General features: G+C 73.4%; 18 protein-coding genes. 6 read left to right on the forward strand and 12 right to left on the reverse strand.

All coding sequences use genetic code 11. The features are described from left to right. Positions 1 to 10: 10 nt before the first annotated feature. Positions 11 to 556: a hypothetical protein gene (locus tag CLV43_RS06645; protein WP_245886194.1), complete on the forward strand. Its 546-nt coding sequence runs from the start codon at positions 11 to 13 to the stop codon at positions 554 to 556. Here CLV43_RS06645 and CLV43_RS06650 read toward each other — a convergent pair. Then, positions 483 to 1,235 carry a helix-turn-helix transcriptional regulator gene (locus CLV43_RS06650; RefSeq protein ID WP_245886195.1) on the reverse strand — a complete coding sequence of 251 codons (753 nt, stop codon included), beginning with the start codon at positions 1,233 to 1,235 and terminating at the stop codon, positions 483 to 485. The genes CLV43_RS06645 and CLV43_RS06650 overlap by 74 nt on opposite strands. Positions 1,236 to 1,306: 71 nt before the next feature. On the opposite strand from CLV43_RS06650, the gene CLV43_RS06655 reads away from it, so the two are divergent. Further along, on the forward strand, positions 1,307 to 2,068 hold the full coding sequence (locus tag CLV43_RS06655; protein ID WP_106186173.1) for an ESX secretion-associated protein EspG: 762 nt from the start codon (positions 1,307 to 1,309) through the stop codon (positions 2,066 to 2,068). Between the two features lie 11 nt (positions 2,069 to 2,079). Here the strand turns inward: CLV43_RS06655 and CLV43_RS06660 are convergent, their stop codons facing one another. Genes CLV43_RS06660 through CLV43_RS06675 form a run of 4 tightly spaced genes read right to left on the reverse strand, consistent with a single transcriptional unit; the run spans position 2,080 to position 4,353 of the window. Beyond that, entirely contained in the window at positions 2,080 to 2,334 is a 255-nt protein-coding gene (locus CLV43_RS06660) for a hypothetical protein (RefSeq protein WP_106186174.1), read from the reverse strand. After that, positions 2,322 to 2,597, reverse strand: a complete 276-nt coding sequence (locus CLV43_RS06665) for a YbaB/EbfC family DNA-binding protein (RefSeq protein WP_245886196.1) — start codon at positions 2,595 to 2,597, stop codon at positions 2,322 to 2,324. The genes CLV43_RS06660 and CLV43_RS06665 overlap by 13 nt, the downstream gene beginning before the upstream one ends. After that, positions 2,594 to 3,613 carry a CHAP domain-containing protein gene (locus CLV43_RS06670; protein WP_106186175.1) on the reverse strand — a complete coding sequence of 340 codons (1,020 nt, stop codon included), beginning with the start codon at positions 3,611 to 3,613 and terminating at the stop codon, positions 2,594 to 2,596. The genes CLV43_RS06665 and CLV43_RS06670 overlap by 4 nt, the downstream gene beginning before the upstream one ends. Beyond that, the gene (locus CLV43_RS06675; RefSeq protein ID WP_106186176.1) at positions 3,613 to 4,353 is read right to left on the reverse strand and encodes a type VII secretion target; all 741 of its coding nucleotides are present in this window, start codon (positions 4,351 to 4,353) and stop codon (positions 3,613 to 3,615) included. The genes CLV43_RS06670 and CLV43_RS06675 overlap by 1 nt, the downstream gene beginning before the upstream one ends. 106 nt (positions 4,354 to 4,459) lie before the next feature. Here CLV43_RS06675 and CLV43_RS06680 point away from each other — a divergent pair, with 106 nt between their 5' ends. Continuing rightward, entirely contained in the window at positions 4,460 to 5,284 is an 825-nt protein-coding gene (locus CLV43_RS06680) for a hypothetical protein (protein WP_106186177.1), read from the forward strand. Positions 5,285 to 5,447: 163 nt separating this feature from the next. Then, complete coding sequence (locus CLV43_RS06685) at positions 5,448 to 6,347, forward strand: arabinan endo-1,5-alpha-L-arabinosidase (protein WP_425445736.1); 900 nt, start codon at positions 5,448 to 5,450, stop codon at positions 6,345 to 6,347. A 63-nt stretch (positions 6,348 to 6,410) separates the two neighbouring features. Here the strand turns inward: CLV43_RS06685 and CLV43_RS06690 are convergent, their stop codons facing one another. Next, the gene (locus CLV43_RS06690) at positions 6,411 to 7,250 is read right to left on the reverse strand and encodes a DUF4394 domain-containing protein (protein WP_106186179.1); all 840 of its coding nucleotides are present in this window, start codon (positions 7,248 to 7,250) and stop codon (positions 6,411 to 6,413) included. A gap of 188 nt (positions 7,251 to 7,438) precedes the next feature. On the opposite strand from CLV43_RS06690, the gene CLV43_RS06695 reads away from it, so the two are divergent. Then, positions 7,439 to 7,873, forward strand: coding sequence for a hypothetical protein (locus CLV43_RS06695; RefSeq protein WP_146174664.1), 435 nt, complete (start codon positions 7,439 to 7,441; stop codon positions 7,871 to 7,873). On the opposite strand, the gene CLV43_RS06700 is transcribed toward CLV43_RS06695, so the two are convergent. The 4 genes from CLV43_RS06700 to CLV43_RS06715 form a co-directional block, all read right to left on the reverse strand. After that, positions 7,870 to 11,007 carry an AfsR/SARP family transcriptional regulator gene (locus CLV43_RS06700; protein ID WP_245886197.1) on the reverse strand — a complete coding sequence of 1,046 codons (3,138 nt, stop codon included), beginning with the start codon at positions 11,005 to 11,007 and terminating at the stop codon, positions 7,870 to 7,872. The two genes, CLV43_RS06695 and CLV43_RS06700, sit on opposite strands and share 4 nt — an antisense overlap. Before the next feature lie 234 nt (positions 11,008 to 11,241). Next, on the reverse strand, positions 11,242 to 12,141 hold the full coding sequence (locus CLV43_RS06705; protein ID WP_106186181.1) for a hypothetical protein: 900 nt from the start codon (positions 12,139 to 12,141) through the stop codon (positions 11,242 to 11,244). Further along, a complete protein-coding gene (locus CLV43_RS06710) occupies positions 12,138 to 12,689 on the reverse strand; it encodes an RNA polymerase sigma factor (protein WP_106186791.1) in 552 nt (183 codons plus the stop codon). Before CLV43_RS06710 ends, CLV43_RS06705 begins: the two co-directional genes overlap by 4 nt. A 54-nt stretch (positions 12,690 to 12,743) precedes the next feature. Beyond that, complete coding sequence (locus CLV43_RS06715) at positions 12,744 to 13,730, reverse strand: LacI family DNA-binding transcriptional regulator (protein ID WP_106186182.1); 987 nt, start codon at positions 13,728 to 13,730, stop codon at positions 12,744 to 12,746. 123 nt (positions 13,731 to 13,853) lie between these two features. On the opposite strand from CLV43_RS06715, the gene CLV43_RS06720 reads away from it, so the two are divergent. After that, a complete protein-coding gene (locus CLV43_RS06720; protein WP_106186183.1) occupies positions 13,854 to 15,773 on the forward strand; it encodes a discoidin domain-containing protein in 1,920 nt (639 codons plus the stop codon). A 45-nt stretch (positions 15,774 to 15,818) separates the two neighbouring features. Here the strand turns inward: CLV43_RS06720 and CLV43_RS06725 are convergent, their stop codons facing one another. Both CLV43_RS06725 and CLV43_RS06730 read right to left on the reverse strand, forming a co-directional pair. Further along, entirely contained in the window at positions 15,819 to 16,721 is a 903-nt protein-coding gene (locus tag CLV43_RS06725) for an SDR family NAD(P)-dependent oxidoreductase (protein WP_106186184.1), read from the reverse strand. After that, positions 16,718 to 17,335 carry an NAD(P)-dependent oxidoreductase gene (locus tag CLV43_RS06730; protein WP_106186185.1) on the reverse strand — a complete coding sequence of 206 codons (618 nt, stop codon included), beginning with the start codon at positions 17,333 to 17,335 and terminating at the stop codon, positions 16,718 to 16,720. The genes CLV43_RS06725 and CLV43_RS06730 overlap by 4 nt, the downstream gene beginning before the upstream one ends. Between the last annotated feature and the right edge of the window lie 81 nt (positions 17,336 to 17,416).

The raw sequence follows: 17,416 nt of genomic DNA on the forward strand, positions 1-17,416 counted from the left end.
GGTTCCGGGGGTGACCCCGGTGGTGCTCGACACCGTCGACCGCACCGCGGCGGACCTGCTCGCGGTGCTGCACCGGCTCAAGGGCACCCGCGACCCCGGTCTGGAGGTGTCCGCCACCCAGGCCGCGGAGCTCGCGCACCGGCACGGCGTGGGGCTGCTGGCCGTCGTCGGCCACCCGGACGCCGACCCCGCGCTGCTCATGGCGGGCGTGGTGCCCGTCGACCGGCCCATGGACCCCGGCGAGCTGGGCCTGCACCTCGACGGTCCGACGATCCGCGAGGTCACCAAGGGCGAGACCGCGACCGGATACCCCGTCGTGATCGTCGAGCGGATCGCGGCGACCGGGCAGGGCGCGCAGCTCCAGGTCGTGGTGACCGACCCGGAGCACCCGCGGATCGCGGTGTTCACCCTGCACTCCACGACCGGGCGCGGCTGGCTGGACGTGGCCGGCGTCGCGGGGCGGTTCATGTCCGGGCTGGAGTTCAGCCCGCCCGGAACTCCGTGGGAGTCCGCCCCACCACCTGGCGGAACGTCCGGGAGAAGTGCGCGGCGCTGACGAACCCGCACTCGCGCGCGATCTCGCCGATCCCGCGCGCGGCCGCGGCCGGGTCGGCGAGCAGCGCCTTGGCCCGGTCGATCCGCAGGCCGCGGATCCGCTCGGACACGCCCTGGCCGTCGTCGAAGAGCTGGTAGAGGCGCCGCCGCGAGATGAACATGGCCTCGGCGACCCGGTCGGCGCCCAGGGTCGGGTCGGCCAAGTGCTCGCGCATGTACTCCACGGCCTCGCGGCGCCGGGTGACCACCGCGTCGACCCGGTCGAGCTCCGCCCGCAGGGCGCTGCGCAGCACGAGCTCAGCCAGCCCCAGCAGGTGGTGCGCCAGGCCGTGCGGGTCGAGCCCGCGCGCGGCGGCCAGCACGTGGGCCACCGCGTCGGAGAACAGCGTGCGCAGCGCCGAGTCGACCGGCACCGGCTGGAACATCAGCGGCTTCAGGTCCGCGAACGCCGTCGTGAGCCGGGCGCGGGCGACGGTCAGCATCACCACGCCCACCGGCAGCACGTGCAACGAGCAATCGGGAAACCGAAGCTCGGTGCCCACCCCCGGCAGCCCTTTGGGCACCGCGCAGCGCAGCAGCAGCTGGATGTGCTCCGGTGTGGCCGCGCCCCCGGAGAGCGCGGCTTTCGCCGCCGCCGCGCCGGAAGCGCGGACGGTCAGGAACCCACCCGCTACGTCCACGGTGTGCAGCCTAATCACCGGAGTTGTCCAACCAGGACGCACGACGGCGCCCGGACCACTACGTTCGGCCCATGGCACGACGTACGGCGACCGGTGTGGTCCTCTCCCACCTCGAGTTCGACCTGCTGTGGGAGGACCTCGGCTCGGGCACTCCGCCCTACCCGCTGGAGGTGCCGTCGCACGGCGCGACCGAGCAGGAGCGCGACGCGCTGGGCGCGGACGTCCTGCGCACGCTGACCGAGGCCGGGCTGGCCGACGGCGTGGACGTCGGCCCCGACCTGGAGGACCTGTTCGGCCTGCTCGCCCACGGCGTGCTGTCCGTGGACGCGCTGGTGTTCCGGCCCACGCCGTGGCGCGTCCTCGCCACGGCTCGCGGCGGGCGCGGTGTGCTGGCCGTGCTGAACGACCGCGAGGTCGTCCTGGAACCCGTGACCGACCTCGCGGCCGCGGTCACCAGGGTCGTCGGCGACGCCCACGCGGGCCCCGGCGACCAGCTCCAGCTGCCGAAGCCGGTGTTCACCGCCGCCGTGGACGCCTACACCGAGTCCGGCCACCACGGCCTCGAACGCGCGCTCGCCAAGGCGGACCTCACCGGTCGCGGCACCAGGGCCATCACCACCCTGGTCGACTCGCCGCGCCGGGCCACCGGCCAGCTCGCCGCCACCGGTCCCGCGGGTCGTTCCGGCGTGCTGAGCTGGACGGACACCGCCGCGGGTCGCTACGCGATGGCGACTGAGCGGACCGGCGGCACCGAGTGGGTCCGGATCAGCCCGGCCGACACCGCCTGGCTGGCTCGCCACCTGAGCACCCTGCTCGCCGCGGTCTCCGGCTGACCCCGCGCCGGTCACCCGGTGACCAGCGCCTCGGGCACCAGCTCCCCGATCACGGCCATCCCCTCGGCCAGTGCCGCCGCCGCGGCCTCCGCCGTCAGCCGTCGGACCACCGCGGCCAGGTCGGCGGGCCCCATCCGCAGCGCCTCGCGGGTGAAGGTCAGGTCCACCGGCTTCCCGTGCAGGTCCACGACCACGACGACCCCGTGGTCCTCCGCCGCGCACCGGACGGCGTCGAGCCGTTCCCCGACCCCCATCACACCCGCCACGTCTCGGGAGTCGTGTCCTCGACCGACTCGGCCATCCGCTCCGCCACGCCCAGGCCGAGCGCGCTCACGTCCCCGACCGCCCGCCCGACACGCGCGTTCGCCCGCGCCGTGGCGGTGTCCACCAGTCCCAGCACGGCCTTCGCCAGCCCCGACGGGCCCAGCCGCAGCGACCGGGCGTCCAGCGCCAGGTCCAGCAGGCCACCACCGGGTCCCACCTCCACGGAGATGCCGGTGTCCGGGTCGTGCGCGTTCGCGGTGATCACGGGTGCACCCCTCCGTAGAACGTGGCCGAGCTGAGCTTGTGGGTGTTGCGCCGCACCGAGTCGCCGGAGTTGCCCTCGATCAGCGTCACGGTGTCGCCGGAGACCCGCTCCACGATCCCGATGTGCTTGCTGGTCGCGGGACTGCTCGGGCCGGTGCCGAACAGCAGCACGTCCCCCGGCCGCGCCGCGCGGAGTGAGGTGTAGGCCTTGCCGTTGCGCTGCCCCCACTTGAACACGTCGCCGGTGAACGGCAGCAGCGGGATGTCCACGCCCGCCTTGCGCCACATGGCCGTGGCGAACGACGAGCACCACGCGGCGGTGGGCCCGTAGGGGTTCCGGTTGCTGCCGGGAGGGCTCTCGCGGGTGCCCAGCTCGCGCCTGGCAGCCGAGACGATCGTGCGGGACCGGCCACGAGCGCGCACGGCCGACGGGCGGGTGCTCCCGCGCGTGGGCGAGGCGCGCTGGTCGGCGACGCCGTCGTGCCCGACCTCCTTCTCCAGCGCCCGCAGCCTGCGCGCGGCGTCCTCCAGCTCGCCCCGCACGTGCCGGACGGTCTCGGCGGTCTCCTTGGTGTACCGGGGTTCCAGGTCCGCCGCGCCGGCGACGGCCTTGAGCAGCGCGGCCTGCGTGCCGACGGCCTGCCCCGTGTCGAGCAACCCCTCCGCCAGGCCCAGGTACTCCTCGACGGCCTGCCGCGCCCGCGCGTGACCGGTGGTCAACGCGCTCGTGACGCCCTCGACCACCTCCTCGGCCTCGCGAGCGGCGTCCGCGGTGGTCCGCAGCTGCCCGCCGAGGCGGTTCGCGCGCTTCTCGAAGCCGTGCGAGTTGTCGCCCTTCCAGTGCTCCAGCACGGTCTTGGCGGCCTTGGCCTGCTCCTCCCGCCCGTCGGTCAGGCCGGAAGCGGTCCGGTTCAGCGCGTACTGCACCTTCACCGCGTCCTCCGCCTTGCCCGCCAACGAGTTCCGGTGGCCGATCATGCTCTCGGCGAAGTGCCGCGCCAGCGCCCGCGTGTCCACTACCGTCCCCCTCCGCGCAGCGACCGCGCCGCGTCGTCGTCCTGCTCCCGGTAGGACCGGGCCGCGCCGGCCGCCGAGGAGGCCAGGGTGTCGCTGTTGTGCGCCACCGCCTTGACCTGCTTGCGCAGCGCTGCGCCGAAGTTGTCCAGCGCCTCGGCGAACCCGGACTGCTTCCCGATGCGGCCGAAGCTGTCCTCCGCGACCTCGCGGACCTCGCGGACGTGCTTCCTGCCGAGCGCGGTCACCTCGTCGGCGGTGTGCCGGGTCCGCTTCGCGTAGTCGGCCAGCACACCGGTGTCGACGGAGAACCCGCCCGACCCGTTGGCGCCGCCGCCCTTGCCGCCGCTGTCGCCGCCGCCGCTCCCCTTGCGCCGCATCGCCTCGACGCCACGCCGGGCCGCCTCCAGGTGCTTCTTGTACGCGCCGCTGGTGTAGGTCGACCACGGCGTCCACGACCGCCCGTCGCCGGAGATCCTGTTGGCGGCCTTGGCGTTCTCCGCGGGGTCGAACAGCTCGGAGTCCGACCTCAGCCCGAGCTCGCGCCGTCGTTCGGGCCCCATGGCCCCGAGCATGTTGACCTGCCACAGGCCGTACGAGTCGTCCGGCGGCGTGGCGTTGTGCGCTCGGGGGTCGCCACCCGACTCGGCCAGCGCTACCGCGACGGCGATCGTCAGGTCCTGCCCGCGGAACCCCGCGTCCTGTGCGTACCGGGCGATCCGCTCCGGGCTCAACGTGCTCATGCCGCCACCCTGCGGTCACCGCGCCCGCGGCGGAAGCGCCGTTGCACGCCGGGACAGCAGCGGTGCACGCCCCGACTACCGGCCCGGTCTGGCAGACTGACGGCAAGTGGACGTCCTCGCGCTGAAACTGCTGCTCGCTCCGCTGCTGGTCGTGGGTTCCACCCTGGCGGGTCGCCGCTGGGGAGCCCACCTCACCGGGATCCTCGTCGCACTCCCGATCGTCGCCGGGCCGATCCTGTTCATCTCCTACCGGCTGCACGGGCCGGACTTCGCCGCCGCGGCCGCCGGGTCGTCGCTGCTCGGACTGGTCTCGCTGGCCGCGTTCGCGGTGGTGTTCGCCCGCACCGCGCACCGCTTCCGCTGGCCCACCGCCGTGGCCGTGAGCTGTGCCGCCGTCCTCGCGATGGACGTCCTGCTGTCGTTCGCGCACGTCACGGCACTCGTGGCGCTCGTGCTGACGCTGACGGCCACCGGCGTGGCGATGGCGCTCATGCCGAACTCCGAGGCCGTCGACGCCGGACGCCCGACGCCACCGGCGTGGGACCTCCCCGGCCGCGCCGTCGCGACCGCCCTCCTGGTGCTCACCGTGACCACCGCCTCCGCCGCGCTCGGGCCGCGGTGGACCGGCCTGCTGGCGCCCTTCCCCGTCGCCACCAGCGTGGTCGCCGCGTTCGTGCACGCGCAGCTCGGCCGCGCGGCCACCACCCGGACCATGGCGGGCGTGCTCACCGGTCTGTTCGGCTTCGCGCTGTTCTGCCTGTGCGTCGCCGCTCTCGTGCGCCCGCTGGGCGGCGCCGCGTTCCTGATCGGCGCGGCGGTGGCGGTGGCGGTGCAGCTCTTGGTGGTGCGGATCCGGAATGCGCGTCGAACGAACAGCGCGACAATTCGAGGAAATCGTCGAACATTCGACGACCTCCAGCCCCGCGGGTGAACATTGGCAATTCCGCCTGCACTGGCTACCCTGCAATTCCGGGAACGTTCCCGGAATTCCGCCGCCGCCATGCACTTTCCGCACAAGGATCAAAGGAGATCCCTTGTCCGCATGGAAGAAGCGCGCACTGGCACTGGTGGCCGCGACGGCCGCCGTCACGGCGATGGCGTCCTACACCCCCGCCCACGCGGCTCCCGGCCGGGTGACCGGCGACATCGGCGTGCACGACCCGAGCATGGTCAAGCAGCCCGCCGGCGGCTACCTCGTCGCGCACACCGGGGACAACATCGCGCTGAAGACCTCGGCCGACCGGACCGCGTTCCGCAACGCGGGGTCGGCGTTCCCCGGCGGCGCCCCGTGGACCACGGCGTACACCAACGGGAGCCGGAACCTGTGGGCGCCCGATCTGTCCTATCGGAACGGTCAGTACTACATGTACTACTCCGCCTCGACGTTCGGGGTGAACAAGTCCGCGATCTTCCTCGCCACCAGCACCAGCGGCGCGTCGGGGACGTGGACCCACCGCGGCCTGGTCGTCGAGTCGCGCTCCGGTGACGACTTCAACGCCATCGACCCCGACCTCGTGGTCGACGACCAGGGCCGCTGGTGGCTCAGCTTCGGGTCGTTCTGGTCCGGGATCAGGATGATCGCGCTGAACCCGTCCACCGGGCTGCGCTCCGACTCCGCGATGCGCTCCGTCGCCGGGCGCAACGGTGGCCCGATCGAGGCGCCGAACATCGTCAAGCACGGCGGCTACTACTACCTGTTCGTCTCCTTCGACTACTGCTGCCGCGGCGCGTCGAGCACCTACCGCGTCATGGTCGGCCGCTCCTCCGGCGTCACCGGCCCCTACACCGACCGCGGCGGCGTGGCCATGACCTCCGGCGGCGGCACCCAGATCCTCGCCTCGGAGGGCAGCGTGCACGGGCCCGGCCACCAGGACGTGTTCACCGACACCGACAGCGACATCCTCACCTACCACTACTACAACGACAACGGGACGTCGTTGCTCGGCATCAACTGGCTGGGCTGGGACTCGGCGGGGTGGCCCTACGTGCACTAGCGCGGTGGTGAGCCCGTCCCCCGAACCAGGGACGGGCTCACCGGCGGCGGCGGTCGGTGCTGGTCAGCTCCCGGTGAGGGAGATGGCCAGGTCGGTGAACGGGAGCGGGAACTGGCCGATGGCGGACACGTCACCGGAGAGCAGGTTCACGCTGTAGAGCGAAGCCGTGCCGTTCGGGGCGACGAGCGTGGCGAAGCCGAGGACGGACGTGGTCTTGCCGTTGGTCAGGACGCTGAAGATGTCGAACCCGGCGTTGGTCCCGGCGTCCACGGTCAGGGAGCCGGTGGCGGCCAGGGTGCCGTTGTTGGCGGGCGACTGGATCAGCACCTGGTCGGTGATCGTCCCGATGTCGAACAGCGTGGTGGCGGTGTCCGGGTTGAGGTCGTTGTTGGTGTAAGCGGCGGCCGTGACGCCCTTGGTCGGCGACTGCGTCGGCGGGGTGGTCAGCACCGCGTCCTCGATCGTGGTGTGGTCGTTGAGGTTGTGCCGCAGGTTCTGGCCGTTGTCGCTGATCACCCGCAGCCGGTCGGCCGCCGGGTTGAAGTCGACGCCGAAGTTGGTGCCGTACAACGGGACCTGGAGCTGCGACACCTTGGTGACGACCACGTCCGGTACCGCGGGCGGTGTCTTGACGGTGTAGATGCCGCCCTTGTTGCCGACCAGGTACATCAGCCCGTCCTGGACGCGGAAGTCGAGGCCGATCGCCGAGGTGTCGCCGACGAACCCGGTGATGAGCCGGAACCAGTCGAACACCTGGGGCCGGTCGGTGGTGAACGTGGCCATCAGCGTGCCGTCGGCCGAGATGCCGAACGCCCGCAGGCTGGGGGTGGCGGCCGAACTGCTGGCCGTGTTCCCGACGACCACCGCCGCGGCGACGGAAACGACGACGGCGGCCGCTGCCATCCCTTTCCTGAACCCTCGTGTGAAGTGCGTCCTCATCAGCTCTCTCCCCTCTTGGAGCCCTTGCGCCCCAAGCTATTCGGCGGCACTGGACATCCGTTGGACGTCGGCGCCGCTGCTCGCTTCGGCGTCTTGTGCACGACAAGGGGAGGCAGCAGATTGGAGGAACGCGAACGAGAAGGGGACCAACGATGACGATCAGACGTGCGGTGGCGGCGCTCGCCGTGTGCGCGGCGGCACTCCTGGGGTGGAGCGCGCCCGCCACGGCGCGCGGGGCCGACACCGCACCGCCGACGTGCTCGTCGGAGCCGAAGTCCGTCACCCCGGTGGAGATCGGGTACAACGGCCTGTGGACCTACACCTACACCCTGTCCTGGTGCGTGGAGGCGGGCAGCATCGTCTGGGTGCTGCCGGACGTGAGCCACGTGGAGCACAGCACCGCGTGCGCCTGGGCGGGGCGGATGGAGGAGTCGGTGACCAGGGGCACCGAGTCGTGGGTGGCCTTCGACATGAGCGAGTACACGTGCGTGCGCGGCGACGGCGGCGTCCAGGGCGTGAACCCGTGGGTGGTGGTCACCGTCCACCCGAACGGGACCTACGAGGTGAGCCACGGGGTGGAGGACTAGACCGCGGTCCGGTCCCCGGCCCGCTTGAGAACCGCGGCGGTCCGGGCGGCACCTTGGCGGTGACCGGTCTCGCGGTGCACGTCGAGCGCGCGGCGGGCGTGGTGGAGCGCGGCACGGGCCTCGTCCGCGTCGAGCAGGATCTCGGCGAGCACGGTGAGCGCCTGTCCGCGCAGCGCGAGGTAGCCCGCCTGCTCGGCGAGGGCGAGCGCGTGCCGGGCGTGGTCGCCGTCCCCGGTGGCCGCGGCCAGGCCGATGAGGATCTCGACCTCGGGGTAGCGGTCGCCGGTCTCGCGGCTCAGGTCCAGCGCCTGCTGGTAGCGGTCGACGGCGTCCTGCCCGCGGCCGGACCGGTGGTGCAGGGCCGCGAGCGCGGCCAGCGCCTCGGCCTCGGTCCGCGGGTCGCCGGTCTCCTGGGCCAGGGTGACGCCCGCGCGGGCGTGGTCGAAGGCCTCGGCGCGCCGGCCGAGGTCGCCGTACGCGCCCGCCAACCGGCTGTGCACCTCGGCCTCGCCGCCGCGGTCGCCCGCCTCGCGGTGCAGCGCGAGCGCGCGGACGAGCAGTTCGGACGCCTCGTCGGGCGCTCCCCTGGCGCGTTGCGCCTGGCCGAGGTTGCTCAGGTTGATCGCCTCGCCGTAGCGGGACCCGATCCGCCGGTACCGGGTCAGCGCCTGCTCGTAGTGCTCGGCCGCCTGCGCCAGCCCGCCCATCTCCCAGTGCACCAGGCCGAGGTTGCCCAGTGCGACGGCCTCGCCCGCGGTCTGGCCGATCGTGCGGCTGAGCGCGAGCCCCCGGCTGAACCTGGCGGCGGCGACGGCGAGCTTGCCCGCCTGCCAGTACGCGCAGCCGAGGTTGCCGAGGACGGCGGCCTGCGCCTCGACCCAGCCGACCTGCCGGGCGAGCACGAACCCGTGCGCGTAGTGCCGGACGGCCTGCCGGTAGCGGCCCTGGCGGAAGTTCAGGTCCGCCAGGCTGAGCCGGGCCGCGGCGCCCGCGCGCGGTTCGTGTTCCCGTTCGGCCGCGGCGAGCCCGGCCTCGGCGGTGGCCGACCACTCCACCCGGCGCATGCTCTTCCAGAAGTAGCCCCGCAGCGCGTCGGCGAGCAGCCAGGCCATCCGCCGCGGCCCGACCCGCGCCGCCTCCCGGACGGCCGCGACGAGGTTGCCGCGCTCGGCGTCCAGCCAGTTCGACGCCGTGGCGAGGTCGGTGACACCCGCGGGCATCGGCGCCTCCAGCGGCGGGACGGGCAGCCGCAGCATGTGCGGGTACAGCAGCCGGGCGGCACCGTCGACCGCGTGCAGGTACCACTCGTACAACGCGCGCCTGGCCGAGTCCCGGTCCTGCTCCGGGTCCTCCCGGTCCACCTGCTCGGCGGCGTAGCGGCGGAGCAGGTCGTGGAAGCGGTGGCGGTCGGGCCCGTGCCGCTCGACCAGGTGCGCGGCCGCGAGCCGGTCCAGCAGCGGACCGACCCGCCCGGTGTCGGTCCCCGCGAGCGCGGCGACCGCCTCGGTGCTGAAGTCGGTGCCCGGCACCAGGCTCAGCAGCCGGAACAGCCGTTGCGCCGCGGCGGGCAGCGCCGCGTAGGAGAGGTCGAACGCCGTCCGCACGGCGGCGTGCTCGTCGCCCCGCACGGAGAGCGCCGCCAGCAGGTTGCCCTCGCGCAGCCGGACGACGTAGTCGTCGACCCCGCTGCCGGGGTGCTCGGCGAGGTTGGCCGCCGCGATCCGCAGCGCCAGCGGCAGGTAGGCGCACAGCTGGGCCAGCTCGGCGGCCGCGGCGTGGCCGGGTCCGAGTACGGACGCCAGCAGCTCCAGCGCGTCGGCGGGGTCCAGCACGTCGAGCGTGAGCTGGCGGGCGCCGTGCATGGCGACCAGCCCGGTCATCCGGTCGCGGCCGGTCACCACCACCAGGCAGCCGGGACCGGCGGGCAGCAGCGGCCGGATCTGGTCCGGACCGGCGACGTTGTCCAGCAGCACCAACGTCCTGCGGTCGGTCATCAGCGTCCGGTACATCGCCGACGCCGAGTCCAGGTCGACGGGCACGCGCTCGGCCGGCACACCCAGTGCCGACAGGAACTGGGCGAGCACCTCGATCGGCGTCGCCGCCGGACCCGGCGTGTGGCCGCGCAGGTTGGCGTAGAGCTGCCCGTCGGGGAACCGGTCCCGGACGCGGTGCGCCCAGTGCACGGCCAGCGCCGTCTTGCCGACCCCCGCGGTACCGGAGATCGCGGCGATCGCCACCGCGCCGCCGGACCGGTCGCCACCCGCCACCATGGCGTCCAATGTGGACAACTGCGCGGTGCGGCCGGTGAACCCGCCGGGCTCGGCGGGCAGCTGCTTCGGCACCCGCAACCCGGACTGCGGGCGTGCGGCCGCACGGGTCGTGCCGCCGATGTCCTGGAGCAGCGCCGCGTGGGCCTCGCGCAGCTCCGGGCCGGGATCGATGCCGAGCTCGTCCACCAACCGGTCGCGGACCTCGTGGTAGATCCGGAAGGCCATGGCCCGCCGGCCCACGGCGTGGTGGGCGCGGATCAACCTGGCCTGCGCGGGCTCGTCCAGCGGCTGCTCGGCCGCCGCCGCGGTGACATCGGGGAGGATGTCGGCCGCCGCCCCGATCTCGATCATGGCGTCGCCGTACCGGCCGAGCACCTCCCAGCGCTTCGACACCAGCGCCACGACCTTCGGGTGCGAGGCCAGGAACGGCACGTCGGCCAGCGGTCTGCCCTGCCACAGCCGCAGCGCCTCCCCGAGCAGCGCCGCGACGCTGGCCGTGTCGTCGTCGCGCTGCGCGGCACCGGCCCGCGCGACCAGGCCGCGGAAGCGCACCAGGTCGACGTCCACGGCGTCCTGGTTCACCGCGTAGCCACCGCTCACGTGCGGCAGGACCGCGCTGCTGGTCCGGCGCACGCGGTCGGGCTCCAGCAGTCGGCGCAGGTGCTTCACGTGCGTCTGCAGCACGTTCACCGCGCTGCGCGGCGGGCTGTCGCCCCACAGCGAGTCGACCAGCTCGCGCTTGGTCACCACATCGCCCTCGGCGAGCACCAGCAGCCCCAGGACCGCGCGCCTGCCCGGTGGTCCGAGCTCGATCTCCCCGTCGTCGCCCCACGCCCGCGACGGACCCAGCACCTGGATCCGCACGGACTTCACCACCACCGCCGGTCGACACGTGGCCCGCCGCCCGGCACCGGAGGCGAACGCTATCTGGCTCGCCCCAGGCTAGCGCTTTCCGCCACCGGTCGGTCCGCTCGGGCGTGCGCGCAGCTCAGCGGGCCGCCAGTCGAGACGCGGCGCGCGTTCCACCCGGAGGGGAATCCCCCGCCGTACCGGACGACCGCGAACCCCCTGTGCGGCAAGGGGTTCGCGGCGCGGGTGTCAGATCACGAACGCCGGGTCGGTCGCCAGGGTGACCAGCTGCTGGTCGGTGAACACCGTCGGAGGCGCGCCGTCGACCCCCGAGCTGCCCCAGACCTCCACGACCGTCCCGTCGGCGCGGTAGTGCTTGGCGACCCGGTGCCGCTGCTGGAAGGAGCTCCCCGTCCCCGACCTGTCGTCGTTCGTCCGGGACGCGACGACGAGCGGGTCGGGCAGCGCCATGGACCCGTCGGACTCCTCGTCGACCCGGACGTAGCTGCCGTCGGCCTGCCGGTAGCACAGCGCCCCCGTCCCGTGGTCCGGCTCGACCGCCGCCGGCTCGACGAGCGTGCACTCGCCGGGTGGGAGCTGCCGCACGACCCGCGCCGCCGACTTGCCGAACACCCGGACCAGCAGCTCGCCGTTGACGGCATCCCCGACGATGGTGAAGTTGGTCGTGAGGTCCCAGCGCGGCACCGGGATCCCGAAGGTCTGCTCGTGGGTCACCGCGCCCGGCACCACGACGGGCACCTTGGCCTTGAGCACGTCGGCGAACACGGGGAGCTTGGGGCGCGCGTCCGCGTTCGGCACGGGCACCGGCCCCTTCGGCAGCTGCGGGTAGGGCCGCACCCTCCCGGACGCCGACCCGTCGGGCGCCGCCGGGTCCGACGTCGCCGCGCTGGACGTCGCCGCGTCCGTCGTCGCCGCGTCGGGTGCCGGGGGCGAACTGCCCGCGAGCGGCCCGCCGAAGGCGAGCAGCCCGCCGAGCACCACGGTCGTGCCCAGCGCGGTGGCGACCACCGCGGTCCGCCGTCGAGCCCGCGTGCGGGACTTGTGGATCACCACGTCGACGTCGACGTCGGGGGTCCGCGAGGTGTCCGCCAACGTCGCCAACGCTTCCACCAGCTTCTGGTCGTTCACCGGTCAGTCCGCCTTTCCATGGTGATCAGGTCTTCCGATGTCCCGGAGAGGGCGGCGCGCAGGGCCGCCAACCCCCTGGCCGTCCGGCTCTTCACGGTCCCCTCGGTGCAGCGCAGCGCGGCCGCGGTCTCGGCGATCGACAGCTGCGAGTAGAACCGCAGCACGACCGCCGCCCGTTGCAGGGCGGGCAGCGTCGCCAACGCCTTGCGCAGCGCCTCGGTGTCGCCGGACGTCCAGTCGACCAGCGCCGGGTCGGCGAGGTCGTCGGGCAGGTCCGGCACCACGCCGTCGCGCGACTCCCGCCGCCGCCACGGCTTGCGCTGCTCGTCCAGCCAGCACCGCAGCAGCACCGTGCGCACGTAGGCGTCGACGCCGACCGGTGGGTCGATCCGCCGCCAGGCCCGGTGCAGCTTGATCAGCGACGCCTGCACCAGGTCGTCCGCCGTGTGGCCGTCCCCGCAGAGCAGGTAGGCGAGCCGCCCCATGGCCGGGATCGCCGACTCGGCGAACCGCCGGAAGGCCTCGTCTTCGGGATCTTTTCTTCGCATGCCCACACCGGTAACACGGAGGCGCACCGGCGGAGGTTCCCCGAGGGGATGCGGTCAGGTCCTGGCCGGGCCGGTGGAGTCGCGGACGACGAGCGTGGTCGACAGTTCCAGGTGCAGGGCTTCCGGGCGGTGGCCGTCCAGGACCCGCATGAGCTGGGTGACGGCGATGCGGCCCATCTCGGCCAGCGGTTGGCGGACGGTGGTCAGCGCGGGGGTGGTGGCCCGGCTCAGGTCGATGTCGTCGAAGCCGGTGATCGACACGTCCTCGGGGACGCGCAGGCCGCGGGCGCGGGCGGCCCGCAGTGCGCCGACGGCGAGCTTGTCGTTGAAGCAGACGAGGGCGGTCGGCGGGTCGGCGGCGTCCAGCAGCTCGCCGCCCGCGCGCAGGCCCGCGTCGGTTGTGGGCTCGACGTGGCGGATGCGTTGGCGGGCGGGGAGCACGCCCGCCGCGGCGAACGCGGCGTGGTGGCCCGCGGCCCTGGCGTCGCTGGCCAGCCACTCCTCTGGTCCCGCGATGACGCCCACGCGGCGGTGGCCGAGCTCGACGAGGTGGGTGGCCACGGCGCGGGCGCCCGCGAAGTGGGCGGCGGAGACCGCGGCGACGTCCGGGGGCGGGGGTGTGCGCGGGTCGACGACCACGAACGGGAAACCGGTGCGGGACAGGGCGAGGAGCTGAGCGCCCTCCTCGGGCGGGAGGATGAGGATGGCGGAGCCGATGCCCGGCTGGTCGGGCAGGGTGCTCAGCGCGTCGTCGCGCTGGGAGGCCTCGCCCGCGTCGAGCACCATGCGCATCCCGTGCAGGCGAAGGGTTTCGGCGATCGAGGAGACGATCAGTCCGAAGTAGTCGGTCAGCAGGTAGGGGCACCGGACGTGGACCGCGCCGGGCGGGGTGTCGTCGCGGCGGTGCCGCTCGACGGCCTGGAGCACGAGCTCGCGGGTTCTCGCGGAGACGTTGACGTGGTCGTTGAGCACGCGGGACACCGTGGCGATGGAGACCCCGGTTTCCGCGGCGATGTCCCGCACCCTCGTTCGCCGCTCCACTCGATCACTATAACCGGCGGCCCCTGACCTGCCTCTTGACGTTGAACCAGGCGTGCGTGTTCCATGTCGGAACAACTTGTTACATCCTGAGTGATGCCCTGTTACACATCGGGACGGGTGGCCATGGGAAGAACCGCGTACGGCGTCGCGGCGGCAGTAGCACTGACCCTCGCGGGCACGGCGTCCGTGCAGGCGATGGCCCCGCACCACGACGCGCCCCGCGCGCGGGTGTGGGTCACGACGCCCGACCGGGCCGAGCTGATGGCCGAGCGCGCGCCGGTCGTCTTCGGGTCCGGGACCTCGACGCACCCCACGATCGTGGTCGACCCGGACCGGTCCTACCAGCGGGTGGACGGGTTCGGGGCGTCGATCACCGACTCGTCGGCCGCCGTGCTGCGCGGGCTGGCGCCCGCCGTGCGCGACGAGACGATGCGCGCGCTGTTCGACCCGGTGCGCGGCATCGGCGTGAGCTTCCTGCGGCAGCCGGTCGGGTCGTCGGACTTCACCGCGGCCGCCGAGCACTACACCTACGACGACGTGCCGGCGGGGCAGACCGACTTCCCGTTGCGGCACTTCAGCATCTCCCGCGACGAGGAGCGGGTCCTGCCGCTGCTGCGCCAGGCCAAGCGGCTCAACCCGGCGCTGTCGGTCATGGGCACGCCCTGGAGTCCGCCCGCGTGGATGAAGACCGGCGACTCGCTGGTCGGCGGCCGCCTCAAGGACGACCCCGCCGTGTACGACGCCTACGCGCGGTACCTGGTGAAGTACGTGAAGGCCTACGAGCGGGCCGGGGTGCCGATCGACTTCCTGTCGGTGCAGAACGAGCCGCAGAACCGCACGCCGTCGCGGTACCCCGGCACGGACATGCCGGTCGCGCAGCAGCTGAAGGTGATCGAGGCGCTGGGGCCGAAGCTGCGGGTCGCGAGCCCGCGCACGAAGATCCTGGCCTACGACCACAACTGGTCCACCCACCCCGGCGACGTCGAGGGCACTCCCCCCGGCTCCTCACCGGAGACCGACTACCCCTACCAGGTGCTGCGCGGTCCGGCCGCGCGGTGGATCGCGGGCACCGCCTACCACTGCTACTCCGGCGACCCCTCGGACCAGACGGAGCTGCACGACGCCTTCCCCGACAAGGGGATCTGGTTCACCGAGTGCTCCGGCTCGCACGGCCCCGGCGACCCGCCCGCCAAGGTCTTCAACGACACCCTGCGGTGGCACGCGCGCAACGTCGTCATGGGCACGACCCGCAACTGGGCGAGGTCCGCGGTCAACTGGAACATCGCGCTGGACAGCACCGGCGGCCCGCACCTCGGCGGCTGCGACACCTGCACCGGCCTGGTGACCGCGCAACCGGACGGCAGCGTGACCACCGACGCCGAGTACTACACGATCGGCCACCTGTCGAAGTTCGTGAAGCCCGGCGCGACGCGGATCGCCAGCACGTCGTTCGGCACCACCGGGTGGAACGGCCAAGTCGTCGACACGGCCTTCCACAACCCCGACGGGTCCACCGCACTGGTCGTGCACAACGAGAACGACGAGCCGCGCACGTTCGCCGTGAGCGTCGGCGACAGGCAGTTCGAGTACACGCTGCCCGGCGGCGCGCTGGCGACGTTCACCTGGCCGCGCGACGACGCCCTGCGCTCCCGGTTCGACGCGGTGCCGCTGACCGGTGCCACCGCGACGGCCTCCCCCGCCGGTGAGGGCGTGGCGCTGGTCGCGGACGACGACGCGTCGACCCGCTGGTCCAGCGGCACCGGCCAGGCCGCGGGCCAGTACGTGCAGCTGGACCTCAAGTCCCGCAAGCACTTCACCAGGGTCGCCATCGACAGCGGCGGGTACGAGGGCGACTACGCGCGCTCGTGGCAGCTGTCGTCGAGCACCGACGGCACCACCTGGCGCACCCTCGCCACGGGCACCGGGACGGGCCAGCTGACCACCGTCGACGTCCGCCCCACGACGGCCCGCTACCTGCGCGTCACGTCCACCGGCGCGGCGGGCAACTGGTGGAGCGTCGCCGACATCCGGCTCTACCGCTGACGCCCCACCGGTTCCGGCCGCCGCGGTGGCCGGGACCGGTGGAGGTCAGATCGCGTGCTCGCGGCTGGCCGTCCAGACCCGCTCCCGCAGCTCCGGGTCGTAGGACACCTCCGGTGACCGCCGCTCCTCGTCGCGGACGAAGTACCGGCCCGTCACGCCGTCCAGCGCCGGGTCGGTGGCCAGCCGCAACGCGGCCCGCGCGCCTTCCTCCGGCGTGAGCAGGCCACGCCGGACGAGGCCCAGGAACGGTTTCGCGACGCGCGGGGCGATGTCGGCGATGATGTCGGTCGCGACCAGGCCGGGGTGGACCGCGTTCACCGTGACACCGGAGTCGCGCAACCGGTCGGCGAGGACGTAGCCGCACATGGTGGTGAGGAGCTTCGAGCGGGCGTAGGCCTCGAACGGCTCGAAGCCCTCGGCCGGGTTGACCAGGCGCAGGTCGTCGAGGTTGTCCAGGCGCACGGGCCGGGGCGCGTCGCGGATCGGCACCTGGCGGGTGTCCGACATCGACGCCGAGACGACGTTGACCACCCTGGCCGGCGCGCCCGCGCGCAGCTGGTCGAGCAGCAGCGCGGTGAGGGTGAATCCGGCCAGGTGGTTGACGGCCACGTGCATCTCGACGCCGTCGGAGTTGAGGACGCGGTCGCGGAAGTGCGCGCCGGCGTTGTTGACCAGCACGTTCAGCGCGGGATGGCGTTCGGCGAACCCGGCGGCGACGCGGTGCAGGTCCGCGCGCTCGGCGAGATCCCCGGTCAGCACCTCGACCACGGCGTCCGGCACGCGTTCCGCGACGTGCCGCACGACGTCGTCGCCCCGCGCGGCCGTGCGGCACACGACCACCACCGTGAACCCGAGCCTGGCCAGCTCGGTGGTGATCACCCGCCCCATCCCGCCCGTGGCACCCGTGACGAGCGCGACCCGGCCGGTCGCGCCGGTCGCGCCGCTCATGCCGCGATCCGCGGGAAGGCGTGGACGTAGACGGGGGTGGTCGCCTCGCGCAGCAGGAAGTCCGCCAGGTCCGCGCGGGAGATCGCCGAGGTCAGCCGGATCGGCAGCCGCGGGCCCGTGCGGTAGGAACCGGTGCGCGGCCTGTCCTTGAGCGCGGGCGGGCGGACGATCGTCCAGTCCACATCGGACGCCCGGATCAACTCCTCCATGGCCTCCTTGTCCCGCATCTTGTCCGCCAGCGCCGCCCACAGCGCGAGCGAGTAGAGCGAGCGGTCGTGCGTCTCCGCGGCACCGTGCGCGCTCACCGCGATCAGCCGCCGCACCCCGGTCTCCGCCATCGCCCCCAGGATCGACCGGATCCCGTCCGCGCACACGCTGACCGGCCCCTTCTCGTTGGTGCCCAACGCGCTGATCACCACGTCCTGTCCGCGCACCGCGTCGACCACCTCACCCACCCGGCCGAGGTCCGGGACGACGACCGGTCGCAAGCCGGGTGCGGCCGCGAGCGCACCACCACGCCGGACGACCGCGGTCACCCGGTGCCCGGCCTCCAGGGCCCGCTGCACGGTCGCCCGGCCCGTTCCGCCGGTGGCACCGAAGACGACGACGTTCATCAGCCCTCCATCTTTGAGACAATTTGCCTCACAAGTGCCATCATGGCAGTCCGGCAAACTATGAGTCAACTTGTCTCGTAG

Source organism: Umezawaea tangerina (assembly GCF_003002815.1).
GTDB lineage: Bacteria > Actinomycetota > Actinomycetes > Mycobacteriales > Pseudonocardiaceae > Umezawaea > Umezawaea tangerina.